This is a genomic window from Butyricimonas sp. Marseille-P3923 (assembly GCF_900184685.1).
GTDB classification, from domain to species: Bacteria; Bacteroidota; Bacteroidia; order Bacteroidales; family Marinifilaceae; genus Butyricimonas; species Butyricimonas muris.
Genome location: NZ_FXXL01000004.1, coordinates 373,524 through 392,742, shown reverse-complemented (window position 1 = coordinate 392,742; position 19,219 = coordinate 373,524). Strand labels below are relative to the sequence as shown.

Below are 19,219 nucleotides of genomic sequence, written 5' to 3'. Positions count from 1 at the left end.
AAGTTCTACTTTTTGGATAACTCGGCAAATATGGCATTCAAGGAACTACGTTCAATATTGATCTCCGTCAATCGCCATCCTCTTGCCATACTGGTTTCTACGACTCGTTCAGTAATATCCTGCGCATCAATAAACTGAAGCCGGAAACGATGTCCTCCTAACTCTTCCGCCCCACAAATACCCGGAATATTCTTCAATTCATCCAAAACCGGAGGAGCAACCAAAGACACAATCAAAGAATTCGGAGTAATGTAGTTATCGAAATCGTCAACCGTTCCGCTAAATACCATCTGCCCCTCCTCGATCATCTGAATATAATCACAGGTCGCCTGCACTTCCGGCAAGATATGTGTCGACAGTACCACAGTTCGATCTTGCGCAATCTCCTTCACCAAGTGACGGATCTCCACAATCTGGTTCGGGTCCAACCCATTCGTAGGCTCATCCAACACGACAAAATCCGGATTATGAATGATTGCCTGAGCTATTCCAAGACGTTGCTGATATCCCCCGGAAAGGTTACGCACCAAACGACGTCTAAAGTGGGAGATACCACATTTCCCCATGACCTCCCGCACGGCATGATCAACCTCTTTTCCCGACAGACGACGCAAGAAAGCACAATGCACCAGATATTCTTCCACGGTTAGATCGGTGTGCAAAGGCGGTTGTTGCGGAAGGAATCCCACGTGCATTTTAGCTTTCACGGGATCTTTCCGCAAATCGATACCTTTGATGAAAACATTTCCGCTAGTCTGTTTCAACACGCCACACATGATATTCATGGTGGTTGATTTACCCGCCCCGTTTGACCCAAGCAAACCATATACCCCGTGGTGATTTATCTCAAAATTTATATCTCGTATCGCCCACTGAATACTGTAGCGATGAGATAAATTCTCGACTTTCACGATTGGTTCTTTCATAAATTTACATGATTTATATGATACATCCCTTATACTTCTTTATTTTTCCCGACGTCTGAGCCAAACGACAATCCCCGCCGCTACCAGCAACAAAGGCAATACTCCCATAAAACCGACCTTTACCCAGATCAAATCCTTGTATTCCATGCGAAGATCATTGTCCGCTCCGTAAGAACGGTTCGTATTAACAGGGTACTCCCCGTTCGTGAACCACCGGAACGTTTCAAGAATCAAATTAAAATTAGCAGACTTCACGTCTTTTCTTGCTCTTACCAGTTCCCCATTACTCAAACAATCCGCATTCCCCAATATCATGATTTTCTGTTCCTTTCCTCCGATATGGCGCCCCATGGCTAACACAATGGGTTGTCCATTCCATTCCTCATCTCCCTTTTCCGGACTGAATTCAAGAACCTCATTCACGAAATCGGTTGTTTCTTTTTCATTCCAACTCCCGACACTATCGGTTGAAACCAAAGGAAGCATTCCGAAACCTTCTGGCAGACGACAAACAATCCCCGCCGTCCCCGGAGCGGTAATTTTATAATTATTCCGGCTCAAATAAGCTAAATTACCGGAAAAACTCTCTGCATCAAGAGTAAAACGTCCCTGTATTAAATCCGGGGCAAAATCCTCACTGGGATGAACCAAAATGCCGTCCGTAAAATGAACACCAAGCGATTCCGTTATTTCATTCAGTATCGCTTGTCTGCCCGGTTTAGCCGCAATTAACAAATGCCGTCCAGAAGCAATATAACGGTTAATTTCGCTCTTTTCCCATTCGGTCAATTTTTCTCGTGGATCAGCTATAACCAATATACTGATCTCCTCGGGTATCGTTCTGCCATCTGCTAAAGAAAGAGATTCCGTGTCAAACCCTTGATTGATCAACGCATGACGGAATGCCGGATTTTTCGTGAAAGTAGAATAATCGGCATCTCCACCCCGGTAAATATCCCGTTCGCCATGACCAGTCAAAAAAGCAACCTTGGGAGAAACTTCAACTAACCTTTTTAAGGCGGCAGTAATCTCGCTTTCGGAAGGATGTTTTGACATATCATTAAAAATCCGCAAGAAGGTCTTTTGCCCGTTCTCTCTTTCTATCAACCTCACGAAACGGTTTCCTTCAGAAGACAAATCCACCTGTTTTCGTACCTCTTCCGGGGATAACAATCTATCAAACTTCATTCTAATTCCTTTGGCAATCTCCTGTGCCCGTTCCTTATCGCTTAATCCCGGAAAACGTTTATCTAAAGTCGGATTATCCGTCTTATCGTAATAATAAACGTATTTCATCTTTATCTCCGGCTTAAACCGCACGTATTGCTTAAATCGCTTGAAATCGTCATTCACGGAACGGGGCAAAGCATTCCAATAATTATCATCTAACAAATTCACGTAAGTCGTGATCGTTAATCCCCCTTTCATTTTCTCCATAACCGCCTGACTATTCGGGGTCAAAGTCTGCGACTTCATCGCCGTTGTATCATAGTATGTCATACAAGCCGGACGAGAACTCACGTATCCCAGTAACATAGCACCACCGACCACCAATGTATACCATCCGACACGCATGGCGTGAGAACCTTTTTTCCGGTCAAAACGCAATCGTAGAATTGTCAACATGATAAACAATACGATCACGATCAGAAAATATAAAACATCCTCACTACATATCAAACCGTTAATCATTTCCCTTGAACGTCCGGAAATAGACAACCAATAGGTAATATCCCGCACCAATGCAATATCCTGTCCTACCCCACCTATAAAATTCAACACAGCGAGCACGGCAAGCGTTCCCATCGCCGCAACAACCTGATAAGATGTCAAGCTCGACATGAAAAGCCCAATGGCAATATAGGCACAAGTCAACAAATACAATCCTAACAACCCGGATAATACCAACGGAAAATCAATCGATTTTATAATAATACAACTGAAAAGTACCGTTAATATCAATCCCCCGATCAAAAATAAAGCATAAACCATCAAGGCATAAAACTTTCCCAATACAATCTGTTTATTCGTGATAGGCGAAGAAAACAACAATTTTATTGACCCCGTGCTGAATTCCCGGCTCATAATACCCATCGTCAGTAAAGGAATATACAAGTAAAGATAGCCTTGTACCCTAGAATACAACCCCCATATACCAGAAAATACACTGGCTGTTTCATCCATCAAACTATACCCGGTAGCCTTAGCCTGCAAGTCCGAGGTCAACACATCCGCATACTCCATGCCGACTTGAAAAATAAAGATCACAAGTATTAACCAGGCTATCGGCGAACAGAACAGCATACTCAGCTCGTTCTTCGCTATTTTATAGATTGTTTTCATATTATTTTCTCCTTCTTTTTGCCCATATTACAATACCACAAACTGCCAACGCAAGCGGGAACAATCCCATGAGTCCGATATTCATCCAAGTGATTCCCTCCAATCCCATATAAATTTTCGTATCTGGAGAATTGGGACGAGCTGTATCTATCGGATATTCTCCACCGGATAACCAAAAGAACACATAATTCGGTAAAATTTGATTCTCTGTGTTCACACCTCTCCGCTTCATGAAAAATTCTCCGTTACTAAAGCAATCTGCATCTCCCATAACGAATATCCGTTGTTCCTTTTCTCCTACTTTCCGGCTCAACGCAAGAGCCAAAGCATACGTTTGCTCTTTCTCTCCCGCTTCTGCATGGAGAACCGCTTTACCTTCCGTGAAATCAGTCGTTTCCAACTCATTCCAACACCCGGTTGAATCCGTTTCCAATATCGGCATCACGTCAAAACCAGCATCCGTAGAGTATTCCAAACCCACGACATCAGGCATCGGCACCCGATAATTCCAGCGCAACATCCAACGAAACCGAGAATATATATCCGCCGCTTCCCGAGTAATTTTCCCGAAAACCAGATTCTGAGTGAAATCCTCGCTCTCCTGTACCAACCGCCCCGGCATGAACCGTACTCCCAAAGAAGCTAATAAAGGATTCATTATTTCCTGTTTATCAGGCTCCCCGGCTATAATCAAATTTCCACCCCTATCGATATAACGCTGGATCTCATCTAACTCCTCTTGCTCGAAGGGTTGCCTCACATCTGCAATAATCAGAATACCCGTGTTCTCCGGTATCTTCTGCCCGTCATTCAAAAATAATTTATAACTATCAAAACCATTATTTATCAACGCTTCCCGATAAGTAATATCCTGTGAAATCACATAATACCCCCGGTCGCCTTTCCGGTCGATATCCCTTTCCCCGTGACCGCTGAGAAATGCCACCTGCATCGCCGGAACCACCATACGTTTCATGGCGGCAGTTATCTCCTTCTCATTCGGTTGGCGAGACATATCGTCAAATATCCGTAAAAAAGATTTCTGCCCGTTTTCATGTTCTATAAGACGAACAAAACGATTCCTCTCTTCGGACAAATCAACCTGTTTCTTTATTTCTTCCGGGGATAGAAACATTTTAAAATTCAACTCCAACCCACTCGCGATCTCTTGGGCTCTTTCCCGGTCATTCAATAAAGGATAACGTTGATCCAGAGATTCATTTTCCGTTTTATCGTAATAATAAACATACTTCATCTTCATCTCAGGTTTAAAACGAAGATATTGTCGGAAAAGCCGTTTATCTTTGTTTATATTCTGCGGCAACCCTGTTGCATAATTGGGTTCCAGCAAATTGACATAAGTCGTTATTTTCAATCCCCCTTTCAATTGCCTCATCACATCCTGACTATTAGGCGTCAACGTTCTCTGTTTTGTAACCGTCGCATCATAAAAGCCCATCAATGCCGGAAGTGAAGATAAATATCCTAAAAACATGGCAAACACAACCACCCCGACATAACGGCTGATGGCAATCTTCTGGGAAGTCTTTTTCCGCTCCCCCATTAATTTCAATATAGAAAGCATCAAGAAAAGAACCACTACAATGATAAAGTACAGCACGTCTTCACTACAAATCAAACCACCGATCAATTCATTGGAACGTCCCCGGATAGACAACCAATACGTTACATCCCGCAAGAAAGGAATATCCTGTCCTACCCCTCCGATAAAATTCAACACGGCTAATAACCCTAATGTACACATTGCCGCCACAACCTGATAAGAAGTCAGATTCGACATAAAAAGCCCGATAGCAGCATAAGCACAAGTCAACAAATAAAGCCCAAATAAACCGGATAAAACGTAAGGCACATCCATATCCTTTATCGTACACATCCCGAAAATGGCGTACACGAACAAAATTGCAATCAATACCAAGGCATAAATCATCATGGCAAAATACTTCCCGAGTATAATCTGGGTGTTCGTGATCGGGGAAGAAAACAAAAGTTTAATAGACCCGTTATTACGTTCCTTACTCATCAACCCCATCGTCAACAAAGGAATATAAAGATACAAGTATTGTTGCACTTGGGACAAAAGCCCACGATAACTGGAAAACACTTTTTCCGTCACATCCCAAAGGCGATTCCCGATAGCCTGATCTACCACCAGATCACTAAACAAATTGGAAAAAGCCATACTGGCCTGAAAAGTAAAAATCACCAGAATCAACCAAGCCACGGGAGAATAAAACAACATACTCAATTCCGACTTGGCTATTTTAAATATTACTTTCATACGCTTCCTTTCTAAATTATTTATTTTCTCTTTTCCCGGAAAGCTGGGCAAAAATCTCGTCTAAAGAAATCTTCTCCAAGGTAATCTCACTCAATCCCCATCCATTAGCCACGCTTGTTTCAATTACCCGCTGCATCACATCACGCCCCCCTTCAAAGCGGAACCGGAATCTGCTCTCTGTCAATGGAATTACCTGAATTATTCCCCGCACTCTAGCTAATTCTTCCGCAATAGGCTTATTTTCAAACTCTGCCACAAACGTATCGGGTTCGATATAATTATCAAATTCATCTATTGTTCCGCTGAACACGACTTGCCCGTTCTCAATCATGCGGATATAATCACAAGTCGCCTGTACTTCAGAAAGAATATGCGTGGACAATAAAACAGAACGGTCTTTCGCTATCTCTTTAACCAACTCACGGATCTCGACAATCTGATTCGGGTCCAATCCATTCGTGGGCTCATCCAACACAACAAAGGCAGGATTATGCACGATAGCCTGTGCTATTCCCACGCGTTGCTGATACCCTCCGGATAAATTACGTATCAAACGATGACTAAAATGAGCGATCCCGCATCTTCGTTTCGCTTCTTCCACGGCTGTCTTTACCTGCTTTTCGTCCATTAACCTCAAATTAGCACAATACGTCAAATATTCATCAACATTCAGATCCCCGTACAAAGGCGGCTTTTGCGGCAAGAAACCAATATTTTGTTTCGCCTCTACCGGATGTTCACTCAAGCTGATTCCGTTAATATACACCTCTCCTTCCGTCTGATTCAACACGCCACAAATAATATTCATCGTGGTCGATTTTCCTGCACCGTTAGAGCCTAACAGCCCGACTACACCCTTTTGATTAATTTCGAAATTAATGTCCCGAATTGCCCACTGCGCACTATAGCGATGGGATAAATGTTCTACTTTTACAATTGCTTTTTCCATAATTTTTTTAGTAATTCACAAACACAATACATCCATATCATACCGGTCAAAACCGATACGAGTATAAATAAAGAACCCCGTCGGTCTTTCGGGAAAGTCCCAAAAACACCTTCCGTCAACACCGACGGGAATTCATTCTAAATCAAACACACTACAAATTCTACTGTTGAGAAACGACCGTTAAAATTTTTCCAAACCCAGTATAAGGTTTAATACCATTCACATCTATCGTTCCACCACTAGGACTCACGATCGGAATCGAATAAAGAGTCCCTTCGTTACCGTCCCACACACCCACCAACAACAAATGCTCGTGCGTATTAATCGGCGTCTTATACCCAACTCCGGAAACATATAATTGAGGATTCATCAAGTACCATGCCTGCCGGAACATCGAAAAATGAGTAATTTGCCCGGAAGTTATCGCATGAAGCGGATTTACTTTGGGTGACACTCCCCCCAACACAATAGCATAAATCTGTGTTGATGTGGCAAAATATACCACGTTTCCATCTTCACTCACCACATAGCCCACAGCATCATCCATCTCCTTTCCCGGAATATCATAGAGATATTTTGCCTTGGAAGTAGTTCGCTCAATCACGTAAATCTGATAAGCACCAGTGGTCGTATTTCTCATCACCATAAAGAAATTATCATCCATTCCAATGGCTGCATACACGGTTTCCAATCCCGGTACATTATTCGGATCAAAAGGTCTTTCTGCATCAGATATTAAAGTCTCTATATTACTTTTTACATAAGGACCACTCTTTTGGCACAAGAAACGCCCTCCCTCTTTATCATACCACACACCCCAAGCCGAACTGGAATTAGTAGATTGGTGTGTAAATGCCACACATTTATCCACCTTGGAAGTTTTCGTCACTTGCACCTCCCCTTCTTGCACCGCGTACTTCATCGGAATCTGGATATTCGGATAATCCCGAGCCAAACTAACCGAAAAAGGATAAATATTTCCATCATTTACCCAAACCACATTAGAGCCACTATAAAATACCTGCTCCGGTTTCATAGTGAGCGTATTATCATAAATCACTTCAAAATTCCGTCCCACAAATTCATATTCCAAACCATCCACCAAAGTATAAAAATCATCCCCGATACAATAAAACCGTTTTGATTTCACTTGAGAATTTGAATTATACGAATGGCACACTTGTTTAACCAAACCTTCCATAGCACTACCGTTTACGGAACTGTATAAACCATAGCTGATTCTATCCGCTACAGTCCACCCCTCGGTAAATTGTTTTCCCTCGATCAAAGAGAAATCTGTATTTCTCCCGTCTTTCGTTTCCACAATTAATATTCCCTCGTTATAAGCAGATTGCACGAGTACATTCCACAATATATCCCGCCGATACTGTGTTTTATTATCCGTAACTTGGTACCATAAAAAATAAGACGTTTCGTTAGGAGGCAAAAATATGGTAGTATCCAGTGCTTGCTTCTCCCCTATACATATATAATGAGATTTTGCACCCGAATTCGGATTATCATCTGCGATAGTGTTCAACATCCATTTATATGACAAATCTGAATTATCCCCATTATCCCGTGTAACTTTCGGTGGAATACTCAAACGACCATTTTGCACGACTTTTAATGTTTCCGGTATTCCAGTAGTATCTATCACAATATCTGGAATCGGATGATCTGCATCCGTACTTTTATCATCAAAGCACGCTGTAAAGAAACTCACATTCCAAAGAGTCAACAGCATATATAATAAATATCTTTTCATATCCATCTATTTTTTAGATTAATATATAGGTATAATTTCCTCACCTTTATATGCACCATCATCATGCCGATACACGTCATCATGAGTTCTATTATATTCCCGAACCCAATCGGCAAATTTTTTCCCATATACCCATCCTTCGTATTGATCTAACCTGTAACCTGTTTCCGGATCCGGATCGTAATACCAGAATTCCGTCAAACCCGTAGATGCAATAATCGCCCGATAAACATTCGAAGAGTATTTCGATGTAAAGAAAAAACGCATCGCATTCCATGTTTCAGGTTGTACTAGATCTGTGGTCCATGTCAATTGGATCGTGACATAATTCAACCATCCCCCAGCTTTAAAATACTCGTTATCTTTCACAGCCAATTTCAACATCAAAGTAGACTCTTCAATATTCAGAAATTCCGGATTACGCACTTCCAAAGCGAGAATCCCAATGGTATCATTTGCCGGCACCGTCGCTTTCACGATACGATACTGATCTGATGTAGCCGTCGTGTTAGAATCATTAACTACCTCCACGGCAAACTCCCGTTCGACCTCCACAGGATCCCCCACAAGTAACACTTTAATAAACATCGTATCTTTCTCGGCTTCCATATTTGTCATGAACGACAATCCTTGCCGAAGTTTCATAAAATGCAATGCATTCCCTCCCTCGTAATACATAATGTCACTATCGGAGCATCCATAGATTCCTATGCACGCAATAACGAATAAGGCTAAATATTGTTTTATCGAATATCTCATAACCATACGTTTTTAATGTTAAAACTGTACTCTATTTCCCGATACCACTTCTTCATCCGGATAGGGCAAAATATACTCGGCATCTCCCATCGAACCAGCATACCCAACAATATTCTCCATGCCCCAACGTTTATAGAAATAGAAAAGCTGTCCCAAACTCACGAATTCTTTTCGGTACTCTTTCAGTATTTCATCTTTCACCTCCAGATAACCCAAATTTTCATCTAGTTCCTGCGTAATTCCCCGAGCCTGCCGTACCGTATTTAAATAACCAATAGCTTTTTTCAAGTTGCCTTGTTCTGCATATACCTCAGCACATATATAATACATTTCCGGAGTGCTAATCAGAGGTATTATTTCCCCGTACTGCGTTTCTCCGTCACATTGATCCAGCTTCAACGTAGCGTAATTATTCAAACCGCTTCCCTGGGGTTGCAATAAATAAGAATAACGATAATCATCCACGCCGACATCATTCCCTTGCCCCACTTCAAAAATAGTAAATGCTACATTCTCAGTTAAAAACACTCGTTCATATGTCGCATTCGGGTTAGATGCATCCAACCATTTACCCATAATATCATTCAACTTTCTCACGGCAAGATGCCAAATATGTTCCTGTGAAAACGTTCTGTCCCGATAAAGCACATTTGAATTCGTCACCCGAGAACGGGAAACCCAATCCCAAGCATCCTGTCCCGAATCGTCCTCTGTCAGGAACCACTCTTCAGCAATCTCCACAGCTTTGGCATATCCCTCGTCTGTTCCTTCCCACATATAAACACGAGCTAAAAGAGCTTTTGCCACATAATAATCCACCCGAGGAGAGTTTTGGTAACTAAAATAACTAAAGAAACCGTAGTCATCCCCATTCGGACCGTTATCAAAAAAATCATCATCCCCTGTAATCCGGTAACAATTTTTCCCATCTTCCCCATAAAGTAACTCAATAGCTTCCAACAAATCATTTTTGAGCAACTTAAACGTTTCGGCATAAGACAATTGAGGCGTAACATTTTTACTAAACGTAGTCACATACGGGATTGCCTTCTTAGAGGACACATCCCGATTTCTCAAATTGCCGTACCCGAACATCCGCATCAAATCGAAGTGGAAGAAGGCTCTCAGTGTCAAGGCTTCACCTTTTACCAACTGGTAATTAACCGGGTCTAACTCTGATTTATGCTCTTCTAATTTGGCTAAAATATTATTACAATTCGCTATCAAATTATACAAACCGTTCCACGCATTCTTAACGTACGAGTACACCCTGGCATTCTTGTATTGGTGACTATGCAGATATATATCATTACTTCCCGAAATCATACAATAATAATGTGCTAAATAATCCAACATATGCCAGCTTAAATGCATACCGTACAAATCCGTCGAAGTCATTCCGATATACACCCCTGTTAATGCCGCATGGAAACCTTCATCCGAAGAAAATATATCATCCTGTGATACTTCTGTTGAGGAATCTACTTTCAACCAGTCCTCGCAAGAAATAAAGACAAGGCTGAACACTGTCAATAAAATTAATAATCTCGTTTTCATAAAGGTTACCCGTTAAAAAGTTGCTGTTAAAGAAAAACTCAACGTCCGAGCAAACGGATAGGATGTTCCCCGTTCGATCTTGATAGACGACCACTTGTAAACATCATTCATGTTTGCTTGTAATCTCACTCTCTCGAATCCGATATGCTTCATCCATGCACGCGGAAAATCATAATACACGCTCAAGGCTGACAAATTCAACTCGTTATCCTTCTGCACAAAACGAGTCGTTGCCCGCGTATAATCCGATTCCTGCATATTTCCCATGATATATGTATCACCTAAATTCTTAATCCTCCGGAATTGTGTTTGATCCCCCCGTTGTTTCCATCTCCCCGATAAAACCCGTTTATCCACATTATAAGTAATATTGACATTTTCAACTCTATCTACCAGCGTTTGATTGTAAAGTTCTCCACCTCCGAGAAAAGTGAACACGACACTCAAACCAATCCCTTTATACTCGCCATTCAAACCAAAATTACCGTTATATTTAGAATCCTCAACTCCGGCGGCAACCATATCTTCAGCTTTCCATTGCTTTGTCATCTGTCCGTCCCGGTTCAAATAAATTTCATAACCGTCAGACGGATCAATACCTAAAGAAGGTACAGCCCAAATCGTATTCATGTGCATCCCGTCATAATACATCACCACCGGTGTAACTCGATTCTCCTTTGCAGCCAAAGCCCTCTGATTCTCGTTGAAAGTATTCATCGCATCTGACAATTTCTTCAATTTATTATTATTCGTTGTTATATTACCATTCACGTTCAAAAAGAAATTCCTACGATTGAATATATTTACCCCTAACGAAACCTCCACACCCCGGTTCTGCACCAACCCAAGGTTCTCGCTGACAGAAGTAAATCCGGTTGAGGCAGGTATCGTGATCTGTGACACGAGATTTTCCGTGTTGGAAGTATACCAATCAAAAGTCAGCGTAACACCCTTTATTCTCAAATCAAGCCCCACGTTATAATCTTTTTTCAACTCCCATTGAAGTGCCGGATTCTCCATATTACTCAAATAAGCACCACTCCAATAATAATTGTAATTTTCCTTCATATAATATTTATAAGTTGCCACCGCTTTATTGGATTGAAAATTCTGGTTACCCGTGTAACCGATAGAACCTCTTACTTTAAATTGCTCCAAAAAACCCCAATCCCGAATAAACTTCTCGTTATGCAAGTTCCAGCCTAATCCGACACTCCAGAATGTAGCCCAAGGATTATCAGTCCCAAACACAGACGCCGCACTTCCACGCAAAGTAGCATCCAATAAAAATCGATCGTCATAAGTATAGGCAAATACTCCCAACACCCCGACATTCCTGTTTTTAGAACTGCTGCCGGAAGGTTTACCGTCTTCTTTATACATCATTCCGAAGATATACTCGTCCATACTGTCAGTCTTGTATCCCTGAGCCTCATTTACAATCTCCATATATTCATTCTCCGAAATATTCCATCCCACATTGGCAAACAAAGTATGTTTTCCCCATGTTCTAGAAAAATTCAAGTAAATATCACTTGATACCGAGTTACTTTTCCCCGTGTTCAGAGTATAAGCACCTCTTTTGTAATACACGTCCCGACTGTAATTGCTTTGACTGGTATGATTATAAGGATAATACTCGTCAGCATCACTCCGTTTTGTCGTAAAACTCACACGTCCCGTCGCTTTAAGCCCTTCAATAATTGTCCACTCGATATAGAAATTATTCGTGAAATTCAAATAAGAAGTCTGATCTTTAGTATTCGTGTTAGCATTATACAAAGGAGACTTTTCCGAATAAGTACCCCGGGCATAATATTCCATCGGTTTACCCTTTTCATCATATGCCGGGGAATAAGGATTAGCCTTCGCGTATTCACTGAAAGTACCGTAAGGAGAATCCTGTGTTTTATTTCGGGTAATTGTGGCTATATCCCGAAACAAAAAATTCGATTTACGATAAGATATTTGTGCCGTTCCCGAAAAAGTATTACGATAGGATTCTTTCATGACACCTTCCACGTTACTATACGCCACGTTGAAAAGCGTTTTCATCTCCTTGTTCCCCATTTCGAACGTGAGCGCATGTTTCTGTCCAACCCCAACACGCAAAGGCTTAGACAGCCAATACTCGTCCAAACCGTCCTTAACGAGCTTCAATCGTTCGTAATACTTGCTCATCCCGTTATACGAATCCTGATATACACTCCCCTCAAGTCTCTCGGCTTCCAGCTTCTCTGCCGCATTACACAAATTATAACTGGTCAGATCGGGCATTTCCAAATCCAAATTCCCCGTGTAAGTTACCCGCACACCTTCCACTCCGAGCCCTACCGTTTCAATAACCACCACTCCATTAGCGGCTTTTGAACCATAAATTGCTTTAGAAGCAGCATCTTTCAATATCGTAATACTCTCGACACGGTTCATATCCAAGTCAAACACAGTTTCCACGGTTGTTTCAAAACCATCCAAAATAAACAAAGGCTGATTAGGCTGCGACTGATAATTCCCTTTCAGATTAATATCACTCCCTTCTGCCGGAAAAGATGAAGTTCCTCGCAACCTCATATCCGGCAAAGTATTCGGGTCTGACCCCATTGTTCTATTGTCCAGAATTTTAAGAGAAGGGTCCAAGTTTTTCAAACTTTGAAATATATTGGTATTCCCTACCCGTTTCAACTCATCTTTTCGGAATGTTTTTGCCGCCCCGGTAAAACTTTCTGCTTTCCGAGTAAAGATTCCGGTCACCACTACCTCTTCCATACTCTTTACATCCTCGACCATCATGATCCGAATCTCCGACTTACCCGTATATTGATGTTCCTGTGTCTGCATCCCGACAAACGAAAAAACAAGTACCGGATGTTCCATCTTCGGGATCTCGAAGTTAAATTTTCCATCCTTATCAGAAACAACGCCCAAAGCAGTTCCTTTCAAAACAATTGTTACCCCCGGCAAAGGAACGCTATCCCGGTCAACCACCTTTCCTTTGACCACAAGTTTCTCTATCTCCGGGGCTTTCTCCTGTTTACGTTTAACGATCACGGTATTCTGTTGTATTTCATACTCCAGTCCCGTGCCTTTCAAACAAATATCAAGAGCCTCTCGCACCGTTTTGTCCTTGATTTCTACATCAATTTTACCCGCTTGATCCAAATCTCTCGTGTTATACACGAACACGAGCTTCGACTGTTTCTCGATTGCCCAAATGACATCCTTTACCGACACATCTTTCATCGAAAGATTAATCAACGGCTCATCCGTCATTGCTTGTGCAACTCGACCTCCTGATAGGAATAAGCAAACTGCTACTTGCACACCAAGCAACAAATTTTTCACTTTTGTCACCCATAAATGAGTACACCTACGTTTTTTTTTCATACTTTTGAAATTGATTTAAGTTTAAGTTATGCCTCCGGCAAGAGGCTCTTATCAACTAGCGAAGGATAGTCGCATATTCTTCGCTATTTTTATGTAGTTCAACTTATTTACTTACTACAATTTTCCTACCTTTGATTCTGAAATGTACCGTCCCGGTACGTTCAAAGAATCCCAGCAAAGGTTCAATCGTTTCATGCCGATCAAAATTACACCCGAAAAGATAGTCTTTCACCTCTTCATCTTCATACACCACGTCAACATCATACCAACGGGCAATAAAATCCATGATCTCCTTCAATGGACGATCCCGGAATCGAAGACATCCTTCCTTCCAGGCTATGGCATAAGAGACATCTACTTCTGCCACTGTCATCTTTCCGTTTTGCTTGTCAAGCACCGCTTGTTCACCCGGCTTCAACACAAAACTATTTTCATCCTTCAAATTAATTACTTTCACAGCTCCTTTAATCAAAGTTGCTTGGACCTCTGCATTTTCCGGATAATTAGATATATTAAATTCCGTACCCAACACGGCTACATCCATACCGGAAGCCCTTACAACAAAAGGCATTTTCTCGTTCCGGACTACCTGAAAATATCCCTCACCTTCCAATTCAACATGTCTTGTATCCCCATTAAACCTTACCGGAAACTTTAACTTGGAACCCGCATTCAAGCATACTAAAGTTCCATCCGAAAGAGTCAACACGAACTCACCTCCGTGGGGTACGACAAGCTCATTGTACAAATTTGCCTTGCCAACCGTATCTATATTTTCAGCCATACCCGTATTTTTATAAACAATACTCTCCCCGTGTAAACCAATCAACGTACCATCCAACTCTTTCAAGGTATCACGTGAACGAGTAGCTAAATCCACGATAGTACCGTCTGCCATATGCAACATGGCTTTAGGAGTACCCGGCTGGATTTCCACCCGCATAGCATTAATATCCACGCACTCCCTTGTATGTTGCATAAAAAAGTAAATCACCGGAGATACTACAAGGATAAAAATACAAGCATATCTCAAGAAATCAATCCACAAATATCGCTTACGCTCCCGGGCTCGTTTCCGAGAAAGAGCCCTCCACCCGGCTTGAACATCTATCGATTTCAATTCCTGTCGTTTACGAACGACAAATTCGTCACTGGTTACCAAACGGAACCACTCTCGATTCTCTTCTGCAAGACTCAACCATTCATCCAAATATACCTGTTCGGTAACAGTCAAATCTCCCGTCAGATATTTACTAACCAACTCGGCTATATCAAAGAAATCGTCATTCATATTGTATTCCAGTTATACGTTTTTCTGTAATTTTCAACTAGAACACAAAAAGCCTATTTTAGGGAGTGTTGGACTTTAAATATTTAATTTTTATTAACACTCACTCGAGAGAAATAAAATAACAGGCAATAGATAATAATACTCTTTTAAACTGACTCTCAACTTCTTGTAAGCTTCTTTTTTATAAGCATGCACAGTACCTTCGGATATTTGCATCTTCTCAGCAATCTCCGCATTTTTCAAGCCGTCCAAGGAATAATTAATAACCGTCCGCATTTGCATTGGTAGAGCATCTATTGCCCGATTAAAAACACGATGTACCTCTTCCTCCATCACCCGGTTCTGAAAGTCTTGTTCCGAATCCCGAATCAACTCATCCGAAAGACGAAAACGCAAATTTCTGTTCCGAAGTAAATTAAAACAAGCATGGCGCACCACCACGTACAGAAAAGACTTAATTCTTCGAAAATCATCGAAATCAGTATGCCGATACCAATACTTCAAGAATGCTTCTTGTACAACATCAGCCGCCTCCTCCCGATCCCCCAAGTAATGAGTTGCAAACAAACATAAGGAAGCATAAAACTCTTCAAATAATACTTGAAAAGCCTGCTCATCTCCCCGTTGTAGACGTTCTAACAATGAGCCATTATTATTGTTTGCCTTCTCCATAATACAATTGACCTATAAAGTAAAAACAAAAATATGTATTAAAAATCAGAAAACAAACAAAATTCACATATCATTCATCTTTTTTCAATACAAGATATTTTTCGGGTAATCCCAAAGGAATTCTAAAGTAATACAACCTCGTTCCAATTATAAACCACATATAATACACTTATACGATAAAGAAGCTGAAACAGGATTACTTTAGAATTACACCGAAATTACCCGAAAAACATCCTTTATTCCCTATTCATCCCCTCCAGTTCCATGGAGAAAAAGAACGGGAAATACTCGTGATTCGCCCCGACATGCCATGCATTCACGATTTTTCCACTTTTATCAATCAGGATATACCGGGGAATACCCGTGATACAATAATCCCCCGTGAAATTATCCTTTTCTTTATTAATAATCAGATGCGGCATAATCCCGGAATACTTTTTCTCTTGCAGAAAGTTCTTCCAACGGGCTTTTGCTTCCACCCCGTCGTCGGAAATAGTCAGAAATACAATATCATCCCGATTCTTATATTGCTTTTTGAGTTCTATAAACGCGGGCAATCCTGCCACGCATCCCCCGCACCAAGTCGCCCAGACATCAATAAACACAACTTTTCCCTTGAAATCCGAAAGTTTTATCATTTTCCCGTTCTCGTCTTCCATTTCGAAATCCGGAACCATAGCCCCCACGCGCACGGGATAATACCTCTCCTTCAATTCCAACGCCGCCTGACGGGTTGACTCGGTCTTGGAACAAATTTCTATATCCTCCATCAGACCTTTCACCTCATCCGTGTAGCCGTGCCGCTTCAACTCGGAAACCAAAGCGGACAACACGTAAGGATTGCGTACCTCTTCACTCTTGATATTATACAAAACATAAGTAGCACGTGCCAATTCAGACAATTCCGGCATAAAAAAACGGAAATACCCGTTCAACAAATTGGTTCTCTCCACGTCTGTCAACACCTCCAATACCGGAGAATCCAAATCCAGTCCTTTCACTCGTTCCGCGACTTCATTTTGTAATGTCTTATCTTTCATCTCAACAACTTGCGCACCCAGACTCCACAATATCCCGTTATAACAAAGTAACTCCGCCTTCCGCTTGGCATCCTTGCCTGAAAGAGAATCCATAGCCTGCCGCACCTCCCTTTCCGCATCATTCACCTTCCGGACAAGTTCATCTTTACCCAATCCCCTAGGGATACGATTATAAATAGCGTATATCTTTTCAAGCAAAACCTCATCCTTCGATTTCTGTTGTTGGGCATAACTGCCAAAAGCACCACACAAGATGATACAAACCAGTAAAATATTTCTTGCCTTCATAACCTACTATTTTTGCAACAATTCGACAATCTTCTCCCGTAAACTATTCCGACGGATATTCTTTGCCACGATATTTCCGTCTTTATCCAACAACACGATAAAAGGAATGGCCTGTATCCCGAACAATTTCCGTATCTCCGACTTCGACCACCCGTTGTCATCCCTCACGCTAATCCACGGTATCTGCTCCTCATCACAAGCTTTCTTCCATTTCTCCACGGAATCATCCAAAGAAATACTCATGATACGCACCCCTTGGTCTTTAAATTCAGCGTACTGCTCCCGCAGGTTTTTCATCTCCTGCCGACACGGTCCGCACCAAGATGCCCAAAAATCCAATATCAGAATATTCCCTTTCTGGGAATCCAAAGATACCTTATTCCCAGACTCATCCGTTGCCGTGAAGTTAGGACAAGGAACCCCCAAAGCCGAAACCGCCAATTCATCCGTGTGTTTCTTCAACAAACGCCCGTAATAGGACGATTTATTCCTTTCCGAAAGCAAGTCGTACAACGCCTTCCCCTTCTCATGGCTCTCCCCTTTTACATTATCCGCAATATAAGCGGAAAACATATTGTCCGGGTATTTCTTGACAAACTCTTTCGTCAAACGATATTGAATTTCTTCCGCTTTCAACGCTTCCGTCATCTTCTCGTCCGCCAACTTTTGTTCCCCCGCGTCCAAAGCCTCCTTGTACTCGCTTATCAGTGCGTTTCTCACGGTATAGAATTGTTCTTGAGCAATCTTATCGTATTCCTCGTTCAAGTCATTGGCAGGAGAGCCTTTCACGCTACGATTCCCCAACTTTGAATAATCGCCTGTCACCTCCATATTCTTTCCATCCATGAAAAAATAGAACTGCCTACGATTCACCTTCAATATATACGACCCCGGTTCGTCCAACTCACCCTTGATTTCAAACTTCCCGCCGTCAATCTCTGCCGTATACAGAATCTTTGCACTATCCCCGGGGGCTATCAAAAAAGCCTTCCCGTATTTCATCCCGTCCAGATCACCTTTCAGGGTAAAAGCGTAACGTGATGATCGTGTACATCCTACACAACAAACCACTAAAAAAGCAATGAAGTATCTCATATCTTGTTCATTTAATATATCCTCGTAATCATTCCTCTCCCAGTTCCAACATCATCTTCTTCCCCTCAAAATTATCTCTTGACTTTCCTATCAAATCCCAGAGTCCGGTACGCCCGTTTTTCTCGATGGCATGCTCCATAACTTCAAACATCTTCGAACATTGCTCAAAATTACATTCTTCCAATATATAATTCAATATATTCCCCAAAACGACACCGTCCAACATCAGGTCAAGTTGCAAAGCCCCCTCCTTATCCTCGTTCGCATATGCGGTAACAAATTGTTCAAAAGCACGAATCATACTATCAACCTTTTTCTCCCGCCAATTCTGCCACATCTCTATCAATCGGCGACGGGTTTCCGGCACCGGGATTTTCGCCCCTTTCAAAGCTGCCAGCAACGAGGAACAATCCACGGTCGGCATTCCCTTGGCGTCCCCTTCTTGAAAAAAGGTCTGAAAAAATGTCGTCTTACACACGTCATTAATCTTCTTCACGACCTCTTCCACCTGATTCGCTGCCAGAGGAATATCTTTCCAATGTTCAATAATACCCGTGAAAGACTTCGCATTCAAACTATTTATATCCTCTATAAAATAATGCAAGTTTTCCCCCGAATAACGTTCATTCAACGGGAGCACCATCAGATAACGGTCGACAGCATCATTCAACTCGTCTGTCCGCCCGTCAGCCTTCAAGGCATCAATATACCCCTTTAAAAACTTCGGGTCCTGATTTCCTTTCGCGTATTCACTCTTTTGTTGTTCCGTCACCTTACCTTGGGCATTTACCCGTTGCCCGGTTGCCAGCATACACAAAAGCACGCACCAAACAGTTATTTTCATA

General features: G+C 41.8%; 13 protein-coding genes. All 13 read right to left on the bottom strand.

The window, feature by feature from the left end:
- Positions 1-5: 5 nt before the first annotated feature.
- Complete coding sequence (locus CS948_RS03405) at positions 6-926, bottom strand: ABC transporter ATP-binding protein (protein WP_099290343.1); 921 nt, start codon at positions 924-926, stop codon at positions 6-8.
- A 39-nt stretch (positions 927-965) separates the two neighbouring features.
- On the bottom strand, positions 966-3,269 hold the full coding sequence (locus tag CS948_RS03400) for a Gldg family protein (RefSeq protein WP_099290342.1): 2,304 nt from the start codon (positions 3,267-3,269) through the stop codon (positions 966-968).
- A 1-nt stretch (position 3,270) separates the two neighbouring features.
- Entirely contained in the window at positions 3,271-5,571 is a 2,301-nt protein-coding gene (locus CS948_RS03395; RefSeq protein ID WP_099290341.1) for a Gldg family protein, read from the bottom strand.
- Positions 5,572-5,587: 16 nt separating this feature from the next.
- Positions 5,588-6,520: an ABC transporter ATP-binding protein gene (locus CS948_RS03390; RefSeq protein ID WP_099290340.1), complete on the bottom strand. Its 933-nt coding sequence runs from the start codon at positions 6,518-6,520 to the stop codon at positions 5,588-5,590.
- A gap of 160 nt (positions 6,521-6,680) precedes the next feature.
- Positions 6,681-8,288, bottom strand: a complete 1,608-nt coding sequence (locus CS948_RS03385) for a PKD-like family lipoprotein (RefSeq protein ID WP_176554894.1) — start codon at positions 8,286-8,288, stop codon at positions 6,681-6,683.
- Positions 8,289-8,306: 18 nt separating this feature from the next.
- Positions 8,307-9,047, bottom strand: coding sequence for a DUF4843 domain-containing protein (locus CS948_RS03380; protein WP_176554893.1), 741 nt, complete (start codon positions 9,045-9,047; stop codon positions 8,307-8,309).
- 18 nt (positions 9,048-9,065) lie between these two features.
- The gene (locus CS948_RS03375) at positions 9,066-10,604 is read right to left on the bottom strand and encodes a RagB/SusD family nutrient uptake outer membrane protein (RefSeq protein ID WP_099290337.1); all 1,539 of its coding nucleotides are present in this window, start codon (positions 10,602-10,604) and stop codon (positions 9,066-9,068) included.
- Between the two features lie 12 nt (positions 10,605-10,616).
- On the bottom strand, positions 10,617-13,988 hold the full coding sequence (locus CS948_RS03370; RefSeq protein WP_099290336.1) for a SusC/RagA family TonB-linked outer membrane protein: 3,372 nt from the start codon (positions 13,986-13,988) through the stop codon (positions 10,617-10,619).
- Between the two features lie 103 nt (positions 13,989-14,091).
- The gene (locus tag CS948_RS03365; protein ID WP_099290335.1) at positions 14,092-15,279 is read right to left on the bottom strand and encodes a FecR family protein; all 1,188 of its coding nucleotides are present in this window, start codon (positions 15,277-15,279) and stop codon (positions 14,092-14,094) included.
- A 93-nt stretch (positions 15,280-15,372) separates the two neighbouring features.
- Positions 15,373-15,951 (bottom strand): RNA polymerase sigma factor, encoded by a 579-nt coding sequence (locus CS948_RS03360; RefSeq protein WP_099290334.1) that lies wholly within the window; start codon positions 15,949-15,951, stop codon positions 15,373-15,375.
- 236 nt (positions 15,952-16,187) lie between these two features.
- Complete coding sequence (locus CS948_RS03355; RefSeq protein ID WP_099290333.1) at positions 16,188-17,279, bottom strand: TlpA disulfide reductase family protein; 1,092 nt, start codon at positions 17,277-17,279, stop codon at positions 16,188-16,190.
- Positions 17,280-17,285: 6 nt separating this feature from the next.
- Positions 17,286-18,374, bottom strand: coding sequence for a TlpA disulfide reductase family protein (locus tag CS948_RS03350; protein WP_099290332.1), 1,089 nt, complete (start codon positions 18,372-18,374; stop codon positions 17,286-17,288).
- A gap of 28 nt (positions 18,375-18,402) precedes the next feature.
- Positions 18,403-19,218: a hypothetical protein gene (locus tag CS948_RS03345; protein ID WP_141560875.1), complete on the bottom strand. Its 816-nt coding sequence runs from the start codon at positions 19,216-19,218 to the stop codon at positions 18,403-18,405.
- Position 19,219: the final 1 nt, after the last annotated feature.

What these genes read in the sequence shown, in the direction of transcription:
- CS948_RS03405 (WP_099290343.1), bottom strand. Translation starts at nt 926, where the DNA reads ATGAAAGAACCAATCGTGAAAGTCGAGAATTTATCTCATCGCTACAGT.
- CS948_RS03400 (WP_099290342.1), bottom strand. Translation starts at nt 3,269, where the DNA reads ATGAAAACAATCTATAAAATAGCGAAGAACGAGCTGAGTATGCTGTTC.
- CS948_RS03395 (WP_099290341.1), bottom strand. Translation starts at nt 5,571, where the DNA reads ATGAAAGTAATATTTAAAATAGCCAAGTCGGAATTGAGTATGTTGTTT.
- CS948_RS03390 (WP_099290340.1), bottom strand. Translation starts at nt 6,520, where the DNA reads ATGGAAAAAGCAATTGTAAAAGTAGAACATTTATCCCATCGCTATAGT.
- CS948_RS03385 (WP_176554894.1), bottom strand. Translation starts at nt 8,288, where the DNA reads ATGAAAAGATATTTATTATATATGCTGTTGACTCTTTGGAATGTGAGT.
- CS948_RS03380 (WP_176554893.1), bottom strand. Translation starts at nt 9,047, where the DNA reads ATGAGATATTCGATAAAACAATATTTAGCCTTATTCGTTATTGCGTGC.
- CS948_RS03375 (WP_099290337.1), bottom strand. Translation starts at nt 10,604, where the DNA reads ATGAAAACGAGATTATTAATTTTATTGACAGTGTTCAGCCTTGTCTTT.
- CS948_RS03370 (WP_099290336.1), bottom strand. Translation starts at nt 13,988, where the DNA reads ATGAAAAAAAAACGTAGGTGTACTCATTTATGGGTGACAAAAGTGAAA.
- CS948_RS03365 (WP_099290335.1), bottom strand. Translation starts at nt 15,279, where the DNA reads ATGAATGACGATTTCTTTGATATAGCCGAGTTGGTTAGTAAATATCTG.
- CS948_RS03360 (WP_099290334.1), bottom strand. Translation starts at nt 15,951, where the DNA reads ATGGAGAAGGCAAACAATAATAATGGCTCATTGTTAGAACGTCTACAA.
- CS948_RS03355 (WP_099290333.1), bottom strand. Translation starts at nt 17,279, where the DNA reads ATGAAGGCAAGAAATATTTTACTGGTTTGTATCATCTTGTGTGGTGCT.
- CS948_RS03350 (WP_099290332.1), bottom strand. Translation starts at nt 18,374, where the DNA reads ATGAGATACTTCATTGCTTTTTTAGTGGTTTGTTGTGTAGGATGTACA.
- CS948_RS03345 (WP_141560875.1), bottom strand. Translation starts at nt 19,218, where the DNA reads ATGAAAATAACTGTTTGGTGCGTGCTTTTGTGTATGCTGGCAACCGGG.